General features: G+C 67.4%; 17 protein-coding genes. 9 read left to right on the forward strand and 8 right to left on the reverse strand.

Translation table 11 applies throughout. From position 1 onward, the window contains the following. Positions 1-11 precede the first annotated feature (11 nt). Together ACIA8G_RS32320 and ACIA8G_RS32325 are read left to right on the forward strand one after the other, a co-directional pair. The gene (locus tag ACIA8G_RS32320) at positions 12-485 is read left to right on the forward strand and encodes a hypothetical protein (RefSeq protein WP_396422487.1); all 474 of its coding nucleotides are present in this window, start codon (positions 12-14) and stop codon (positions 483-485) included. Between the two features lie 20 nt (positions 486-505). Continuing rightward, on the forward strand, positions 506-991 hold the full coding sequence (locus tag ACIA8G_RS32325) for a hypothetical protein (RefSeq protein WP_396422488.1): 486 nt from the start codon (positions 506-508) through the stop codon (positions 989-991). Between the two features lie 147 nt (positions 992-1,138). Here ACIA8G_RS32325 and ACIA8G_RS32330 read toward each other — a convergent pair whose 3' ends face one another. From ACIA8G_RS32330 to ACIA8G_RS32340, 3 genes are read right to left on the reverse strand one after another with little or no spacing between them, the layout of a single operon-like run. Then, positions 1,139-1,591: an RICIN domain-containing protein gene (locus ACIA8G_RS32330; RefSeq protein ID WP_396422489.1), complete on the reverse strand. Its 453-nt coding sequence runs from the start codon at positions 1,589-1,591 to the stop codon at positions 1,139-1,141. A 22-nt stretch (positions 1,592-1,613) separates the two neighbouring features. After that, positions 1,614-3,077 (reverse strand): DUF4185 domain-containing protein, encoded by a 1,464-nt coding sequence (locus ACIA8G_RS32335; protein WP_396422490.1) that lies wholly within the window; start codon positions 3,075-3,077, stop codon positions 1,614-1,616. Continuing rightward, positions 3,077-3,562 (reverse strand): RICIN domain-containing protein, encoded by a 486-nt coding sequence (locus tag ACIA8G_RS32340; RefSeq protein WP_396422491.1) that lies wholly within the window; start codon positions 3,560-3,562, stop codon positions 3,077-3,079. Before ACIA8G_RS32340 ends, ACIA8G_RS32335 begins: the two co-directional genes overlap by 1 nt. Positions 3,563-3,748: 186 nt before the next feature. Here ACIA8G_RS32340 and ACIA8G_RS32345 point away from each other — a divergent pair, with 186 nt between their 5' ends. Both ACIA8G_RS32345 and ACIA8G_RS32350 read left to right on the forward strand, forming a co-directional pair. Next, complete coding sequence (locus ACIA8G_RS32345) at positions 3,749-6,328, forward strand: XRE family transcriptional regulator (RefSeq protein ID WP_396422492.1); 2,580 nt, start codon at positions 3,749-3,751, stop codon at positions 6,326-6,328. Positions 6,329-6,546: 218 nt separating this feature from the next. Next, the gene (locus ACIA8G_RS32350) at positions 6,547-6,726 is read left to right on the forward strand and encodes a hypothetical protein (RefSeq protein WP_396422493.1); all 180 of its coding nucleotides are present in this window, start codon (positions 6,547-6,549) and stop codon (positions 6,724-6,726) included. Positions 6,727-6,741: 15 nt separating this feature from the next. Here ACIA8G_RS32350 and ACIA8G_RS32355 read toward each other — a convergent pair whose 3' ends face one another. After that, entirely contained in the window at positions 6,742-7,539 is a 798-nt protein-coding gene (locus ACIA8G_RS32355) for a phospholipid scramblase-related protein (RefSeq protein WP_396422494.1), read from the reverse strand. Between the two features lie 49 nt (positions 7,540-7,588). On the opposite strand from ACIA8G_RS32355, the gene ACIA8G_RS32360 reads away from it, so the two are divergent. After that, entirely contained in the window at positions 7,589-8,221 is a 633-nt protein-coding gene (locus ACIA8G_RS32360) for a TNT domain-containing protein (protein ID WP_396422495.1), read from the forward strand. On the opposite strand, the gene ACIA8G_RS32365 is transcribed toward ACIA8G_RS32360, so the two are convergent. From ACIA8G_RS32365 to ACIA8G_RS32380, 4 genes are all read right to left on the reverse strand, one after another. After that, complete coding sequence (locus ACIA8G_RS32365) at positions 8,214-8,405, reverse strand: ferredoxin (RefSeq protein WP_396422496.1); 192 nt, start codon at positions 8,403-8,405, stop codon at positions 8,214-8,216. The genes ACIA8G_RS32360 and ACIA8G_RS32365 overlap by 8 nt on opposite strands. A gap of 2 nt (positions 8,406-8,407) precedes the next feature. After that, positions 8,408-9,619, reverse strand: a complete 1,212-nt coding sequence (locus ACIA8G_RS32370; RefSeq protein ID WP_396422497.1) for a cytochrome P450 — start codon at positions 9,617-9,619, stop codon at positions 8,408-8,410. Further along, positions 9,616-11,211, reverse strand: coding sequence for an ABC-F family ATP-binding cassette domain-containing protein (locus tag ACIA8G_RS32375; RefSeq protein ID WP_396422498.1), 1,596 nt, complete (start codon positions 11,209-11,211; stop codon positions 9,616-9,618). The genes ACIA8G_RS32370 and ACIA8G_RS32375 overlap by 4 nt, the downstream gene beginning before the upstream one ends. A 106-nt stretch (positions 11,212-11,317) precedes the next feature. After that, complete coding sequence (locus tag ACIA8G_RS32380; RefSeq protein WP_396422499.1) at positions 11,318-11,854, reverse strand: TetR/AcrR family transcriptional regulator; 537 nt, start codon at positions 11,852-11,854, stop codon at positions 11,318-11,320. Positions 11,855-11,925: 71 nt separating this feature from the next. Here ACIA8G_RS32380 and ACIA8G_RS32385 point away from each other — a divergent pair, with 71 nt between their 5' ends. The 4 genes from ACIA8G_RS32385 to ACIA8G_RS32400 all read left to right on the forward strand — a co-directional run bounded on the left by ACIA8G_RS32385 (position 11,926) and on the right by ACIA8G_RS32400 (position 16,011). Continuing rightward, complete coding sequence (locus ACIA8G_RS32385) at positions 11,926-12,972, forward strand: FAD-dependent monooxygenase (RefSeq protein WP_396422500.1); 1,047 nt, start codon at positions 11,926-11,928, stop codon at positions 12,970-12,972. Between the two features lie 356 nt (positions 12,973-13,328). After that, positions 13,329-14,507: a nitric oxide synthase oxygenase gene (locus ACIA8G_RS32390; protein ID WP_396422501.1), complete on the forward strand. Its 1,179-nt coding sequence runs from the start codon at positions 13,329-13,331 to the stop codon at positions 14,505-14,507. 143 nt (positions 14,508-14,650) lie between these two features. After that, complete coding sequence (locus ACIA8G_RS32395; RefSeq protein ID WP_396422502.1) at positions 14,651-15,748, forward strand: Re/Si-specific NAD(P)(+) transhydrogenase subunit alpha; 1,098 nt, start codon at positions 14,651-14,653, stop codon at positions 15,746-15,748. Continuing rightward, a complete protein-coding gene (locus tag ACIA8G_RS32400; protein ID WP_198680616.1) occupies positions 15,745-16,011 on the forward strand; it encodes an NAD(P) transhydrogenase subunit alpha in 267 nt (88 codons plus the stop codon). The genes ACIA8G_RS32395 and ACIA8G_RS32400 overlap by 4 nt, the downstream gene beginning before the upstream one ends. Position 16,012 lies beyond the last annotated feature (1 nt).

Consider the following 16,012-nt stretch of genomic DNA (forward strand, 5'->3'; position numbering starts at 1 on the left):
AAGGTGATACCGTGTCGCTGAAGATCAACCATCTGCGAGAGTCGTTGCTTGATCCTATAGGTTGGGAGCATCATCGAGCTCCTGATCAGGCCAGTGACGCCGACTTGCTCTGGTACTTCTTTCCTGGAGACATTGAGGTAGTCTCTGATGACGCTGTCTTGACTTCCGACGTCGGGTCCGTGCCTGCACTTCATTTCGTTGCTGCGATGATCGGAGCAAGGGATGCCCTGGCTGTCGGTGATAACCCCCGTTACACCTACGATTTTACGGAAGTCGACCACTGTATTATCTTTCAGAAGGTTGGCGATGACGTCAGTATTGAGTCCAACTTCTCGGCCAAGGTGCTGACCGCCCCACTTGATCAGTTTTCGCGCGGGGTATGCAACTTTGTTCGACGTGAAATAGAAGATTTGATCCGTTTGTATCCCGCATTGTCGGTACGCCCGCTTGTGAATGATCTTTTGCGTAAATGCGACGGTGGATAAGTGGTGTAGCGGGGGTATAAATGAAGATCACATTTGCGAGTGTCGCCGCGGTGCTCGCGCTCATGACCATCGCCGCGTGCGGCGTCGATGTGCCCGCAGGACTTGCGGACAAGATCAACTCGGGCTGTCCTGGCCTTGTCAGGCCCGATCCACTGGCGGTCATCACCCAGGGGTTCGAGGTCTCCTGGGTCGAATCTGAGGCTGGCCAGAGCTGCAAGGTGTGGATACGGGATGGCCGTGACGTGCTCCTGGTCTCCCTGATCGCCTACCCCAGCAAGGAAGAGGCGGAGCGGCTGACACCCATGCTGTGCCCCCGTGGTGTTCTAGATGGGTCGGACAAGTCGTGCATTGCCAGCTCGGCTGACAGTAGACGGTTCGCAGTGCACGGCCTGGCCGGGCGGTGGGAGGTGCGAATTGCGGTCAAAGAGATTCCGGTGAACGTCGAGGCGAAGGACGCCGTCTACCAGATCCTCAAGGATCTCCGGAGCTCCGACAAGACCAAGTGATCAGCGGAGCGGGGTTCTCCCCGCACCGCTGAGTCGCACCTTCGCTATCTGCGTGCAGTGCAGCCATGATGTCCACGTCCGGCAGCAGGTGAGACAGACCTGACCGTGAGGTCCATGAGACTTGGCAGGTCGTGACTGGATGTGTGACTACACCCAGTCTTGGTACTCGCCGCCGTTGCACGAGGTGGTGCGGAAGCCGCTGTCATTGCTGTCGTCGATGCAGCGGTTCCTGTCCCGCAGCCGGAACGTCATGCGCACCTCGTGGTGCTTGATGACACCCCACTGCTGGGTCCGGTCGTTGGTGACGCACGGCTGAGTGTTGAACCCCCTGGGGCCGTCGGTGATGCATCGGCCGGTCGCCAGGTTCTTGAACTGGCGGTAGCCCTGGGAGGGGATCACCTCCCACTTCTGGTAGTTCTCGGGATTGCACGGGAACGTGCGGAACCCGAGATGGCTGTCGTCCATGCACCTGTCGGTGCCCAGGCTGTAGAACGTGTTCACGACCTGAACGGTGGGGTCGGACGCGTTGGCGACCACGGGCGACAGCCCGATCGCCATCAGTGCTGCCGCCGAGGCCGCAGCGATCTTGGCGAACTTCATGAGCACTCCCCAGTTGTTGTGATCAGTCGGTCTGTTCGAGCACCACGTCGTCGACCTGTACCCACGTGTCCCCGTGCGTCGCCCAGGTGCCGGCGAACACCTCCAGGTTCGCGTCGGTGGCGAGGAACTCGACGGTCAACTTCGTGTACTGCCCCAGTTGCCCGAACTTCTGCTCCGCCCGCTGACTGCCGCGCACCCCGAAGTAGCCGTCGGTGTTGGACGCCGACGTGCGCAGCCAGCCGGTGAGCCGATATCGCTTTCCCGGTTGCACGACCACCTGCTCGTGCAGGTCGTTCCAGCCGCTCTTGTTGCGCACGAACCCGTTGTTGGCGCCGGTGCGCGCGAGCCCGAGCCCCCGGTCGATCCCGCCCTGGCCGTTCACCTGCCAGGTGCCGGGCCAGTCCTCGAACCCGCCGTTGCGCACGAGGTTCTGATCCAGCGGGAAACCGTTGAGCGGCAACCGCATGAGCTCGACGTGGTACGGGTCCCACCTCGACATGGCGAAATAGAGGTCGCGGTGGTTGTCCGGATGCAGGTACGCGCCGTACAGGCCAGGATGATCGTTTGCGTGCGCCACGACCTGCCCGCCGCTCCACGGCCCGGTGGGCGTCGGTGCGGTGCGCAGGACGATCGCCGCTCGGCCCTCGTCCAGGTGCATCGCGACCCATCGGCCGAGAAAGCTGTTGTACTGCACGGAAAGCTCGCCGACCTGGCCGGACATGACCGGGATCGGGTCGCCGACCGGCGACCACCCGGACGCGGTCCAGTACTCGTACGCGCCGAGGTCGAGCACTTGCGCCGAACGGACTCGCGCGACGAAAGCGTTGCCCAGCCTGCCGTTCGGCGTGCCGAAGAGGTAGACGTGCTCGCCTTGCCGCACGAACGCCCCGAGCTGGAACTTCGCCGTGGTGCCGGAGTTCGCGAGCCGGACGGACTTCGTCCACGTGACGCCGCCGTCGTCGGAGTACGCCAGACCGGCGAAGTTCGTGACCCAGGTGCCCGCGGGGCCCCAGCTGCGGACCGACATGTAGTGCAGGTAGTCGCGAGAGCCCACGCTGATCGCCGCGGTCGGGATCACGGTGACCTCGTCGACGTCCGGATCACCGCCCAGCAACTGCTTCGCGTGACCCGGCCGGTCGGTGACCATCGAGTCGATCCGCAGGCCGTCGGCGAGGTTCTGGTCCGTCGAGTGGGCCAGCACGTTGAACCGCCAGTCCGCGGTCTCGGGGCCGGCGCCGTTGCCGCCCCAGCCCGCGCCGTAGGTGTCGCCGAACGCGATGGCCGTCCGGCCACGGCTGTCGCGCCACATCACCCCGAGGTCGGTCGCGTGCACCGCGAACCGGTCCCTGGTCTGGTTGATGTCTCCGGCACCCTGCCCCGCGACGAGGCCCACGAACTCGGCACGGCCGGAGGCGGCGGTGGCGGGAACGGGCGCGGCGAGCGCCAGGACCAGCACCGCCGCGCCCGCACTGTGGATCAGGCGCATCAGCGGAAGTTCCAGAAGTGGTCGGCCCAGTCCCCACAGGGCCACTGGATGATGTAAGCACCGATCTTGTCGGTGCCACCCTCGACCGCCAGGCAGAGTTCGGGGTTGTCGGCCCGGCGAATCTGGAAGCCCTGCGCGAAGCCGTGCAGAGTCCAGAAGTGGTCAGGAGCATCCAGACAGCGGAACTGGATCACTCCCTCGCCGTGCCTCATCGACGCGCCGGGTACCGCCATGCACTTGCCGGTCGCACCGTTGATGATCCGGTAGGTGCCGTTCGGTTGCCGGTCGACGGTCCAGAACCGGCCGGCGGCGGTCTTGCAGTCGTGCTGCCACAACCGCACGAGGTCCCGCTCGTTGGCGTCCGGCACCACCAGGCACTTGCGGCTGCCGTAGTTCTCGACCTTGACCGGTGCCGCCTGTGCGGGGACTGCCACGAACAGGCCGACCGACATCAGTGTTAATGCGATTGCGATGAATCTGCGCATGTATCAGTTCCTCCCCAGTGGAATCCGTAGTCCTGCGTACCCCCACAGGGTTGTTCAGGTTCGATCCACCCGCGTTGAACGACAGGACCTGGACAATGGGGGTCTGGGGACTGGGGGAAGACGATGGCGCGCAAAGAACGCCCTCTCGTGGGCGAAAACGGTCTGTTACTGCGGTTTGCGAACGACTTGAGAGAGCTGCGGGCGAACGCGGGCAGCCCGCCGTACCGCACGATGAGCGCACAGGCGCACTACTCGGCGGCGTCGCTGTCCGATGCCGCGGGTGGCCGCAAGCTGCCGACGCTGCAGGTGACGCTCGCGTACGTGAGTGCCTGCGGAGGCTCGCTCGACGAGTGGGAGAAGCGTTGGTACGAGGTGGCTCGCGAGCTCGTGCCCGACGGCGGCGACGGTCCGGCTCCCTACGTGGGGCTCGCCGCGTTCCAGCGCGAGGACGCGGACCGGTTCTTCGGCCGGGAGAAGCTCGTCGACGAGTTGGTCGAGCTGGTGGGGCGCAGGCGTTTCGTGGCGGTGTTCGGTGCGTCCGGTTCCGGCAAGTCGTCGCTGTTGCGGGCCGGGCTGGTCCCGCGCCTCGGCGACGCGGTGGTGTGCACCCCGAGCAGGCGGACGGAGGTCAGCGAGGGTGCGGTGCTGGTCGTGGACCAGTTCGAGGAGATCTTCACGCTGTGGCACGAGAATCAGGCACGAGAGTTCGTCGATGAGCTGATCGGCGCACCGCACCGCGTGGTCATCGGCGTGCGGGCGGACTTCTTCGCGCACTGCACGGCGTTCCCGAAGCTCGTCGAACTGCTGCGGGACGGCCAGCTCACGGTCGGGCCGATGGGCACGACCGAGTTGCGGCAGGCGGTGATCGGGCCCGCTGTGCAGGCCGACTGCGCGCTGGAGGGCGCGCTGCAGGCGACGATCATGGCCGAAGCCGCCGGCCAGGCCGGGGTGCTGCCACTGCTCTCGCACGCGCTGCTGGAAACCTGGCGCCGCAGGCGCGGCAACACGCTGACGCTGGACGGTTATCGGGCGGCGGGCGGTCTGACGGGCGCGCTCGCGCAGAGCGCCGAGACCACGTACGACTCGCTCTCCCCACGACAGCGCGAGGTGTGCCGGAACCTCTTCCTCCGGCTGACGGTGGTGGGGCAGGGCACCGAGGACACCAAACGCGTGCTCTCCCGCGCTGAACTGGACGACGATCCCGACATCGGCACAGTCCTGGACCGGCTAGCGAGCGCCCGGCTCGTCATGCTCGACCGCGACCACGTCGAGATCGCGCACGAGGCGTTGATCAGGTCGTGGCCCCGGCTGCGGGACTGGCTCGCGCAGGACCGCGACGGCCTGCGGCTGCACCGCCAGCTCACCGAGGCCGCCGGCGAGTGGCGGTCGCTCGGCCACGATCCCGGTGCGCTGTACCGAGGTACCCGGCTGAGCCTCGCCAGGGACTGGGCCGCGCGGCACGGCGGGCTGCTGTCCGGACCCGAACGCCGGTTTCTCGACGCCAGCCACGCCGCGGAGACGCGACGGGCACGCGCGCTGCGCAGGACCGTCGCCGTGCTGAGCGTGCTGCTGGTGCTCGCGGCGGGCGCGGTCGTGGTCGCGGTGCGGGCCGAGCGGGCGTCGCTGCGCCTGCGGGACGTCGCGCTGTCCCAGGTCGCCGCCGCCAAAGCCGTCGAGGTGCGGCGCACAGATCCAGCGCTGGCCGCTCAGCTCTGCCTCTCGGCATACCAGCTGGCGCGCACCGCCGAAGCCCACGACTGCCTGCTCGGGGCGTTCCCCGTCGCGTACGGGGCGCTGCGCGGGCACTCCGGGCACGTGAACTCCGTGGCCTTCTCACCCGACGGACGCACCCTGGCGTCGGGCAGCCACGACGGCACAGCCCGGCTCTGGGACCTCGCCGACCTCCATGCCGCCAAGCCGTCGGGAGTGCTGCCGCACGGCCGCACGGTGAACGGCGTGGCGTTCGGCCCGACCGGCACACTGGCGACCGCGAGCTGGGACGGCAGCGCGCGGCTGTGGCAGGGCACCGAACAGCGTCGCGTCCTGAGTGGACATTCCGGCGACGTCAACGCGGTGGCGTTCGGCGGCGACTCGCTGGTCGCGACCGCGAGCACCGACAAGACCGTGAAGCTCTGGGGCGCGGATCCCATCACGCTGACCGGCTCGACCACCTCACTCGTGTCCGTAGCGTTCGCGCCGGGCTCACGTCTGGTCGCGGCCGCGGGCTGGGACGGTTCGGTGCTGCTGTGGGACCTCGCGGATCCCGCGCGGCCAACTGTCCTCAAAGGACATCGCGGGGCGGTCGTGTGGGTTGCGTTCAGCCCGGACGGCACGTTGCTGGCCACGGCGAGCCAGGACAACACCGTCCGGTTGTGGGATTCCCGGCAGGGCAAAGAGGTCGGCGTGATCACCGGCCACGAGCGGATCGTGCGATCCGTCGCGTTCCACCCCAACGGCCGGATGCTCGTCACCGGAAGTGAGGACAACACCGCGCGACTGTGGGACATCAGCGAGCAGGTGCCACGCCTGGTCACGACGTTCGGTGGGCACAGCAACGCGGTGACGACCGTCGCGTTCAGCCCGGACGGCCGTACGCTGGCCACCGGCGGTGACGACGACATCGTGCTGCTGTGGGATGTGCCCGAACGCCCGCTCGACACTGCGGAATCGGCGGCGGCTTGGGTGTGCGGTCATGTGCCCGCTATCAGCGGGGGCGACTGGGATCGGTTCTTTCCTGGAGTTCCGTTCAACCCGCCCTGTTCGTGACAGTGGACTCGGTGCTCAGCCCTGGTTCTGGCTGAGCACCATGCCCACACTTGAGAGGGTGAAACACCAGTGTTGATGGGGTTGGCAGCGGAAACGTAGGACTCCCGGCCGTTCACCGACTTCACTTCGTGGGACTGGGACAAGCTCTACGTGGTGAGCCTGGACGGCGCGGACGGCGACTACGTCGAGGAGGTCACCGGCGAGGACGTCGAGTCGAGGTGCCGTGGGGCAGCAAGAGCGGAGTGTTCATCTACCTGAAGGACGGCGAGCGAGTGCGTGCCGAGCTGATGAGCGCGGGGCCGTTCTGCTCGGGGATCTACACCCGGACCGCCGTGGTCGACCCGAGTCTCGCCTGCTGGCTGAAGGACGCGAACGTGCAGAAGTTCCCGGTGAAGTAGAACAGCCGACCGCGCTCACCCCTGGTTCTGGCTGAGCACCGTGTCCACCGTGACCCCGGACGCCACGATCATGCTCAGCAATGGATCCGGCACCTGCCGGTGCAACTGCACGACGTAGTTGTCAGCAGTGGAGAACATGGCCTTGGCCATCCCCTGCCAAGTCTTGGTGATCCGCCCGACCTCAGTCTCGGTGTGATCGCGCAAAGAAAAGTTCCAGGCACGGAAGTTCTCCGCGTAGATCCCGCCGACCTTCATCCCACCGGCCACGAACGCGAAGCGGACCTTGCCGAACACGTTCTCCTGGATGATCTCGCCGATCGGCATGCCGTCACCGCGTTCGACCAGCACCTTGGACTTCCACATGGTCGCGGGCCGGGTGATGCGCAGCAACGGGTGGCCGGCGACGTCCCGGATCTCCAGCCGGACGTCCAGCATCGAGTCCATCTTCGTGAAGGCGCGCAACGCTTTGGCCGCGCCGGACTGACCGACCTGCTCCACCGTGCCGATGTGGCGGGCGTGCTGGTCGTAGATGACGTACGAGTTCGACATCTCGACGAGCTTCGCCTTCTGGTTCACCACCAGGACCGGCTCGGTGAACAACGTGCCGCCGCCCTGGCCCGCCTGCTGCGCGCCCGCGCGCTGGACCTGCTGAGCGACGCGATCCTGGCCCGTGCCGCCCATCTGCATTTCCGCGTGGTGCGCGTCGGTCTGTTGCTGGCGCGGCTGCACGTGCTGCGTCCACTGGCCGCCGTCCCACCACCGCACGAACCGCTGGTCGGCGTTGTCGGGATACCAGCCGGGCGCGATGTTCATGCGGATGAGGATAGTGCGCGCAACGATCTTCTGCGCCAGGATGCGAAGCATGTTCGCAGGCAAACGACTCTTAGCGGCGCTCTTCACCGCGACTCTTGTCCTGTTCGGCGTGAATGCCGGAGTCAGTGCTCAAGCCGCCCCCGAGGTGTGCGCGGGCGCCTTCCAAGGCGACAACCGGCTCGGGCCGGAGACGTTGCCCAAACCAACCCAGCAACCCGTCGGCCCGCTCGTGGCGGGGTACAAGCGGTTCGGCGACCTCGGGAAGGACGCGTTCCTCGCGAAGTACTGGAACGGGACCGGCTGGAACTACCCGCCGCAGGACGGGTTCTGGCTCAAGCCGGACGGCGCGCCGATCAAGTACAAGAGGACCCTGCAGAAGAACACGAGGCTCGATCGGTTCGGCAGTGAGTTCGGCGGGTTCCTCGCGCACAAGGGCGCGCACTACTCGACGCGCGCGATTCCGCCGCAGAGTCTCTACACGTTCGACCCCGCGTATCGCTGCAACTACCACGCTTACCAGGTGACGAAGGCGTTCGCGGTGTGGGAGGGGCCGATCGCGCCGTGGTTCGAGCAGTCCGGCGGTGGCCTGCAGCAGAAGCTGGACAGGGCGTTGGTGCCAGGCGACGGGGCACTGAATGTCGCCTGGCTGCTCTCCAACGGCTACCTGGTGCGGATCAACTGATCGTGATCGCGCTCGCCGGGCACAGGCTCGCCGCTTCCTTCGCGAGGGCCTGGTGCTCGGCGTCGGGGTGCTCCTCCAGCAGCACGACCGTGCCGTCCTCTTCGTTCTGGTCGAAGGTGTCCGGGTCCGTCAGCACGCACATCCCGGAACCGCAGCACTTCGACTGGTCGACGGAAATCTTCATGCTCACCACGCTACTGGCAACGAGTGAACTCCGTAGATCCCCATGTTGGTGCGCAACGGCACCTCCTCCGGCTCCACGTCGAGCCGCAGGTCGGGGAACTCCTGGAACAGCTTGGTGAACCCGATGCGCATCTCGATGCGGGCGAGCTGCTGGCCCAGGCACTGGTGGATGCCGTGCCCGAACGCCACGTGCCCGGTCGCCGGCCGCCGCAGGTCGAGCTCGTCGGGGCTGCCGGAGAACTTCTCCGGGTCCCGGTTCGCCGCCGCCAGGTGCATCACCACGGAGTCACCGGCCTTGATCAGGTGCCCGTCGATCTCCACGTCCTCGAGCGCGGACCGCATCGGTCCGAAGTGGATGATCGACAGGTACCGCATGAGCTCCTCGACGGCGTTGTCGATGACCTCCGGCTCGTCCTTGAGGATCTTCAGCTGGTCCGGGTGCTGCAGGAGCGTGAACGTGCCGATGCCCAGCATGTTCGCCGTGGTCTCGTGCCCGGCGAGCAGGAGCAGCAGCGCCATGTTCGACGCTTCCTCGTCGGTCGGCTCCCCGGTGGCCAGCAGGTCGCTGATCATGTCGTCGCCGCCCGGATTCGCCTGCTTGCGGGCGATCAGCTCGCGCATGAACTCCTGGATGCGTTCGAAGGCCGCCATGGCCTCCTTGAACGTGGAGTCCAGGCTCAGCATCGTCGCCGTGTCCTCCTGGAACCGGTGGCGCTCGTCGTAGTCGACCCCCAGCAGCGCGCAGATCACCAGCGACGGAACCGGGAGCGCGAACTCCTTCACCAGGTCTGCCCGGTCGCCCAGCGACCGCATGTGCTTGAGCTGGTCGTCGACGATCGTGCCGATCCACTCGGACAGCTGGTTCATCCGCCTGACGGTGAACTGGCCTTGCAGCATCCGGCGCAGCCGGGTGTGGTCCGGCGGGTCCTGGTTGAGGAACATGCCCGGCTGGGCCTTGCGCTTCTCCTCCTCTTCGGGCAGTTCCCCCTGGAACCGCTTGTCGAGCAGGTGGAACCGCTCCGGCTCGTTGCTGAACTTCGGGCTGCCCAGGATTTCCCGCACCTGGTGGTGACCGGTGACGAGCCAGCCGAGGTGGCCGTCGGCGAACCGCAGCCTGCTGATGCGGGACTTGCCGCGGATCTCGGTGACCTCGGCGGGCGGGTCGAACGGGTTCTGGCGTTCCAGTGGCAGCTCAGCGGAGATCAATTCGGTCATCTCGCACACCTCCCAGTGCTCAGCAGAAGACCTACTTCCGAAGCTACAGAACTTTCACTACTTCGTGAAGGTGAATCCAGGGTTACGGACCGCCACGACCCGAAATCTGTCCGCATCTGCCTGTCGTGGGTCGCGACGGCCACGGCCGCCTTGGTCTGCCGGAGTGCTTCGGTCAGCTCGTCGACCAGGGCGATCGACAGGTGGTTGGTCGGTTCGTCGAGCAGCAGGACGTGCGGCCCGCTGCTCAGCAGGACCGCCAGCGCCAGGCGCCTGCGTTGTCCAGTGGACAGGCGGCCGACCGGGCGCGCGAGATCTTTTCCTCTGAGCAGACCGAGTTCCTCTGCCCGCGAACACAGCTGTCGTGCCGTGGCGTCCTCGTTCTCGAACGTGGACTCCTGGGCGAGCAGGGCGACCTCGCCGACGTGGTGAACGGTGCCCACCACAGGTTTCAGGCGGCCGGCCAGGACGTTCAGCAGCGTCGTCTTGCCCGCTCCGTTCGGGCCGGTGATCAGCAGCTTCTCGCCCGCGCTGAGCGAGATCGGCTCGGTGAGGCTCAGCCTTCCCGGCACTTCGAGCGGCGTGGCGTGCAGCAGGTCGCCGCTGGCCTCCAGGTCCGGCGGGGCGAAGCGCAACGGCGGTGGGGGAGCGACGACGCGCTGGTCGTCCAGCTCGTCGAGCCTCCGTGCGACGTTGCGCATCTTGTTCGCCGCACGGGTGCTGCGCTTGTGCTTGAACGCGCCCTTCGGCGGCCGCCAGGCGTCCCGCAGCCGGCTCTGCGCCCGTTCGACCTTGTCGGTCAGCTCGTCGTGTTCGGCTTCTTCTTGGGCGAACCGCTGTTCCCAGCGTTGACGTTCCGCGCGCTTGGCTTCCTTGAACGCCCGGTAGCCGCCGCCGTGCAGGTGCACCTCGCCGTCCGGCGCCGGGTCGAGGTCGAGCAGCTGCGTGCAGACGTCGTCCAGCAACTGCCGGTCGTGGCTGACCAGGACGACCACGCCGTGATGTTGCTGGAGGCGTTCGGTCAGGAACGTGAGTGCGTTGGCGTCCAGGTGATTCGTCGGTTCGTCGAGCAGCAGGACGTCCGCGCGTTCGGCGAGCAGGCAGGCGAGCCTGACCCGGTAGCGCTGGCCGACGCTGAGCCGCTTCAGCTCCGTGGACCTGTCGTGGTCGGCGTCGAGCGCCTCAAGGGCAATGGTGGCGCGGCGTTCGGCGTCCCACGCCTCGATGTCCTCGGCGTGGGCCAGTGCCTTCTCGTAGCGTTGCGTGTCGAACGGCTCCGCGGCACTGTCCAGTTCGGACAGTGCCTGACGGCTTTCGCGCAGCGCTTCGGACAGCAGGTCCCCCACCGTTTCGCTGTCGTGGAACGGCATTTCCTGTCGTACCAGGCTCAACGACCCGTGCCGGGTGACAGTTCCCTGGTCCGGCGCCAGGTCCTCGGCGAGCAGCCTGAGCAACGTGGTCTTGCCGCGGCCGTTCTCGCCGATGATGCCGAGCCGCTGGCCCGCGGAGATGGTGAGGTCGATGCCGTCGACGACCGGGCCTTCTTCATAGCCCTTGGTGATGTCGTGGGTCGACAGATGAACATGCTTGCGCATGGTGGATCCTCTTTTGGGTACGCGAAATCAGGACGTGGTGTGGTGGCACACGTCCTGGATCAGAGGTAGAAGACCCCGTACCCGAATCCCATGAGACCCACGGTACCTACGGTCGCAACGCCTTTTCGATGGCGTTCTTCAGGTCCCGCAGGCTTTCCTCGGTGCCCGGCGCCGGTCCGGCCGTGCTGCCGCCGCCGACGAGCCGGTAGAAGAGCAGTCCTTCCAGGAACGCCGCGATGTGCCCGCCGGACGCTTCCGGATCCTCGTGACCCAACGCCTGCGCGAGCGAGTTGACCATTTCGCGCGGAGAGTGCACGAGGATCGTCCTGAGCTCGGGATGGTGCGTGGCCTCGAGCATCGCCGCGTACCTCGCGAGCGTCCGGTTCCGCTCGACCAGCCAGCCGTCGATCGTCCTGGCGAGGCTGCCGGCGAGGTCGTCCGGGTCCAGGACGATCTCCTGCTGCTCCTGGACCGCGAGCCGTTCCACGAACCCTTCGATCAACGCCTTGCGCGTGCGGAAGTACGCGCTGGTGGAGCCTTCCGGCAGACCGGCCTGCCGGTCGACCGCCCGGTGGGTGAGGCCGCGCATGCCGGACGTGGCCACGAGCTCGATCGCGGCGTCGGTGATCAGGTCTTTCCGCACTGTGCCCCTCGTCTCTCTGCAGCCGCATTCTACAGGTGTAGATTGGCTCTACAGGTGTAGAGGAGAGTGCGATGAAGGCGATCGTGGTGGGTGGCGGCATCGGCGGGCTGGCGGCGGCGGTGTCGTTGCGCCGGGTGGGCTGGGAGGTCGTCGTCCACGAACGTGCGGCGGTGTTCGGCGAGATCGGCGCCGGTGTGGGCGTGATGCCCAACGCGCTGCGGGCGCTGGAGTGGATGGGCGTCGCCGACGAGGCTCGACGGCTCGGCACTCCGCGCGTGTCAGGCGGGATCAGATCGTCGGACGGGCGCTGGCTGGTGCGGTTACCCGAGGTCGGCCAGGAGAAGGTCATCGCGATGCACCGGGCCGATCTGCACGGGGTGCTGCTGCGCGCGTTGCCGCCCGAGATTCTCTTCAACAACGTCGAGGTGACGAGCGTTGAGGAGCTGGACGCCGACCTCGTGGTGGCGGCGGACGGCATCAACAGCCGCCTCCGGGCGGAGCTGCTGCCCGGCGCGCCGGGACCGGTGTACGCGGGGACCACGGCGTGGCGAGGGGTGGCGCCGGGTCCCCGCGACCTGGAGATCACGCAGACATTCGGTCCCGGTGGCGAGGCCGGCGTCCTGCCGCTGGGAGACGGCAGGGTCTGCTGGTTCGTCGCCGCGGTGGCGCCGCCGTCGGCCTCGCTCGACCCGGCAGAGCTGTTCGCCGACTGGCACGACCCGCTGCCGGACCTGGTGTCCTCGACCCCGGAAGTGATTCGGCACGACATCTACGAGCTGCCGCCGTTGCCCACGTTCGTGTCGGGCCGGGTGGCGCTGCTCGGTGATGCCGCGCACGCGATGACGCCCTACCTGGGGCAGGGGGCGTGCATGGCGCTGGAGGACGCGGTGACGCTGGCCGCGTGCGACGGTGATCTCGCCCGGTACGACGCGGTGCGGCGGCCTCGTGCGCAGGAGGTGTGGCGGGGTTCGCGGATGGCGGGGCGGTTCGGGATCGGGGTGCGGTCACCGGTCGCGCTGGCGTTGCGGAACTTCGCGTTGCGGGCGATGCCGACGTCTGTTGCCGTGCGTGTGATGACGCGCTTCTCGGCGTGGGAGGTGCCCGCGATGCCACGATGACGTTCGGTGGAATCGGCTTGGAACAAACGGTTCTGGTGCCGTGCTGACTTGTCCACAGTGGATGGCGTCGGGCAGGAGATCGGCGGAATCGCCTGGGACGTACGGCAACCGTCGAACTTCGCGAGTCGAGCCAGCGAAGTTCACTCGAACGGGTCGAATCCACCAGTGAACTGGATCACTGGTCAATGTTTGGTTTCGGGCAGATAACGGTCCAAAACCACCCTTTGTCGCCACCTCTGTCACCCGGTTGCGGTATCAAGCACTTGCTGAGCGTGTCGGACGCGCTCCAGTGATCCAGATGGCGTAACGCAACAGGCGGTTCCGGCCACACGAAAGCGCAACTATGTTGCCTCGCCATGACCCCCGTCCCGACTGATGTGATGCCCCGTTCCCTCACGGCGCTTCCCCCGGCGCAGGTCGAGAAACCCGGCGAGATCGACATCGCCGAGGCAGAGGACTTCGTCCGCCAGTACCACGCCGAACACCCGGACCTCGGTCCGGTCGAGGCCCGGCTGGCCGAGGTGCACGCCGAAATCGCCGCCACCGGCACTTATCGCCACACGACCGAGGAACTGACCTTCGGTGCCCGCGTCGCCTGGCGGAACAGCTCCCGCTGCATCGGCCGCCTGTACTGGCGCAGCTTGAAAGTGCGTGACCAGCGAGATGTCTCCGCCCCGGCCGACGTGGCCGCGGAGTGCGTCGAACACCTCAGGGTGGCCACGAACAAGGGCAAGATCCGCCCCGTCATCACGGTCTTCGGCCCGGCCGAGCCCGGCATGGCGGCCCCGCAGATCCTCAACGAGCAGATCATCCGCTACGCCGCCTACCGCGGCTCCGACGGCGGCGTGCTCGGTGATGCGCGGAACCTGGCGTTGACCGAGCTGGCCTTGAAGCGGGGCTGGCAGCCGCCGGCCACGCGCGGCCCGTTCGACGTGCTGCCGCTGCTGGTGTCCTGCGAGGGCCACGACCCCGCACTCGTCGAGATCCCCGCCGACACGGTGCTCGAGGTCCCGCTCTCCCACCCGGACCTCCCGTGGCTCGCGGCCCTGGGCGTGAAGTGGCACGCCGTCCCGGCGATCAGCAACATGCGCCTGCGGATCGGCGGCATCGACTACCCGTCGGCCCCCTTCAACGGCTGGTACATGGGCACCGAGATCGGCGCCCGCAACCTCGCCGACCACGACCGCTACGACCTGCTGCCGTACCTCGCCAAGCGAATGGGCCTGGACATGTCGTCGGAGGCGACGTTGTGGCGTGACCGAGCTCTGGTCGAGCTCAATCGCGCCGTCCTGCACTCGTTCGCCGAAGCCGGGGTCACGATCACCGATCACCACACCGAGTCCCAGCGGTTCCTCACCCACCTCGAGAAGGAGGAGGCAGCGGGCAGGACGTGCCCGGCCGACTGGTCGTGGATCGTGCCGCCGGTGTCGGGCGGGATCACGCCGGTCTACCACCGCTACTACTCCACCGAGAACCTGCTGCCGAACTTCTTCCCGGCGGACTCGCCGTTGAAGGGCTGCCCGGTGGCGCATTGAGCGGAAAGCGTCAGCCCTCGCGGACGCTCGGTGAGCGCGCGGAGTCCGCGATTGGGCTGGTGGGGTGCCTGGTCCACGTCGGTCTGGTTGTCTGGCAACTGTGATGTGGCCCAGGTCACCTTTGATCGCGTAACGTGCGTACGGTGAAAGTGGGAGCACCCGCAGAGTCGCGGCCCGCCGAGCGCCGTGTCGCCTGCGTACCGGAGACGGTGTCGTCGTTGGTCGACGCTGGACTGACCGTGCACGTCCAGGAAGGCGCCGGCCGGCACGCTCACACGCCCGACGCCGCGTACCGCGCGGCCGGGGCGACCGTGACGCCCGACGATCCGACGGCCGAAGCGGACGTCATCGTGTCCGTGCAGCCGCTGACCATCGACCAGGCCACCAACCTCAAACCCGGCGCCATCACCATCAGCTTCCTGCAGCCGGCCAGTGAACCAGAGCTGATCAACGTCTACCGGGACCGCCGCGTCACGTCGTTCAGCTTCGACCTGCTGCCCCGCGTCACGCGCGCCCAGACCGCGGACGCCCTGTCGTCGCAGGCACTCGTGGCCGGCTACCGGGCCGTCCTGGTCGCCGCCGAACGACTACCGCGCTTCCTGCCGATGTTCACCACGGCCGCGGGCACCGTGCCCCCGGCCAAGGTCCTCGTTCTGGGCGCCGGTGTGGCCGGCCTGCAGGCGATCGCGACCGCGCGCCGGCTCGGCGCCGTCGTCGAGGCGTACGACGTGCGCAAGGCCGCCGGCGAGGAGGTCAGGAGCCTCGGCGCGAAGTTCCTCGCGCTGGACCTGGAGACGCAGTCCGGCGTCTACGCGTCGGTGCAGTCCGAGGAGTTCCTGGAACGCCAGCGAGAACTCATCGGCGAACACGTCGCCGCCAGCGACGTCGTGATCACCACGGCCGCGATCCCCGGCAAGAAGGCGCCGGTGCTCGTCACGACCGACATGCTCAAGGCCATGGCGCCCGGCTCCGTTGTCGTCGACCTGGCCGCGGAGTCCGGCGGCAACTGCGCCGCTTCGGTTGCGGGACAGGAGACCTGGGTCGGCGAGGTGCTGGTGCACGGCGCGCTCAACCTGCCGTCGTCGATGCCCGTGCACGCGAGCCGCCTGTACTCGCGCAACGTGCTCAACCTGCTCAAGCTGATGATCGCGGACGGCGAGGTGCGGCCGGACCTCACCGACGAGGTGCTGGACGGCTGCTGCATCACCCACGACGGTCAGATCCGCAAGGAGTTGCCGTGATCGACCTGCTGACGATCTTCGTGTTGGCGGTGTTCGTGGGCTTCGAGGTGGTCTCGAAGGTGTCCACGATCCTGCACACGCCCCTGATGTCCGGTGCGAACGCCATCCACGGCGTGATCCTCGTCGGCGCGATCCTGATCACCGGGTCCGCCGAGAGCACCCTGGAACTGGTTCTGGGTCTGCTCGCGGTGTTCCTGGCCACGGTCAACGTCGTCGGTGGCTTCGTGGTGACCGACCGGATGCTGGAGATGTTCAAAAAGTGAT

Source organism: Lentzea sp. NPDC051213, assembly GCF_044455585.1.
Classification (GTDB): domain Bacteria; phylum Actinomycetota; class Actinomycetes; order Mycobacteriales; family Pseudonocardiaceae; genus Lentzea.

What these genes read in the sequence shown, in the direction of transcription:
- ACIA8G_RS32330 (WP_396422489.1), bottom strand. Translation starts at nt 1,591, where the DNA reads ATGAAGTTCGCCAAGATCGCTGCGGCCTCGGCGGCAGCACTGATGGCG.
- ACIA8G_RS32390 (WP_396422501.1), top strand. Translation starts at nt 13,329, where the DNA reads ATGACCCCCGTCCCGACTGATGTGATGCCCCGTTCCCTCACGGCGCTT.
- ACIA8G_RS32375 (WP_396422498.1), bottom strand. Translation starts at nt 11,211, where the DNA reads ATGCGCAAGCATGTTCATCTGTCGACCCACGACATCACCAAGGGCTAT.
- ACIA8G_RS32325 (WP_396422488.1), top strand. Translation starts at nt 506, where the DNA reads ATGAAGATCACATTTGCGAGTGTCGCCGCGGTGCTCGCGCTCATGACC.
- ACIA8G_RS32360 (WP_396422495.1), top strand. Translation starts at nt 7,589, where the DNA reads ATGTTCGCAGGCAAACGACTCTTAGCGGCGCTCTTCACCGCGACTCTT.
- ACIA8G_RS32370 (WP_396422497.1), bottom strand. Translation starts at nt 9,619, where the DNA reads ATGACCGAATTGATCTCCGCTGAGCTGCCACTGGAACGCCAGAACCCG.
- ACIA8G_RS32335 (WP_396422490.1), bottom strand. Translation starts at nt 3,077, where the DNA reads ATGCGCCTGATCCACAGTGCGGGCGCGGCGGTGCTGGTCCTGGCGCTC.
- ACIA8G_RS32340 (WP_396422491.1), bottom strand. Translation starts at nt 3,562, where the DNA reads ATGCGCAGATTCATCGCAATCGCATTAACACTGATGTCGGTCGGCCTG.
- ACIA8G_RS32355 (WP_396422494.1), bottom strand. Translation starts at nt 7,539, where the DNA reads ATGAACATCGCGCCCGGCTGGTATCCCGACAACGCCGACCAGCGGTTC.
- ACIA8G_RS32385 (WP_396422500.1), top strand. Translation starts at nt 11,926, where the DNA reads ATGAAGGCGATCGTGGTGGGTGGCGGCATCGGCGGGCTGGCGGCGGCG.
- ACIA8G_RS32365 (WP_396422496.1), bottom strand. Translation starts at nt 8,405, where the DNA reads ATGAAGATTTCCGTCGACCAGTCGAAGTGCTGCGGTTCCGGGATGTGC.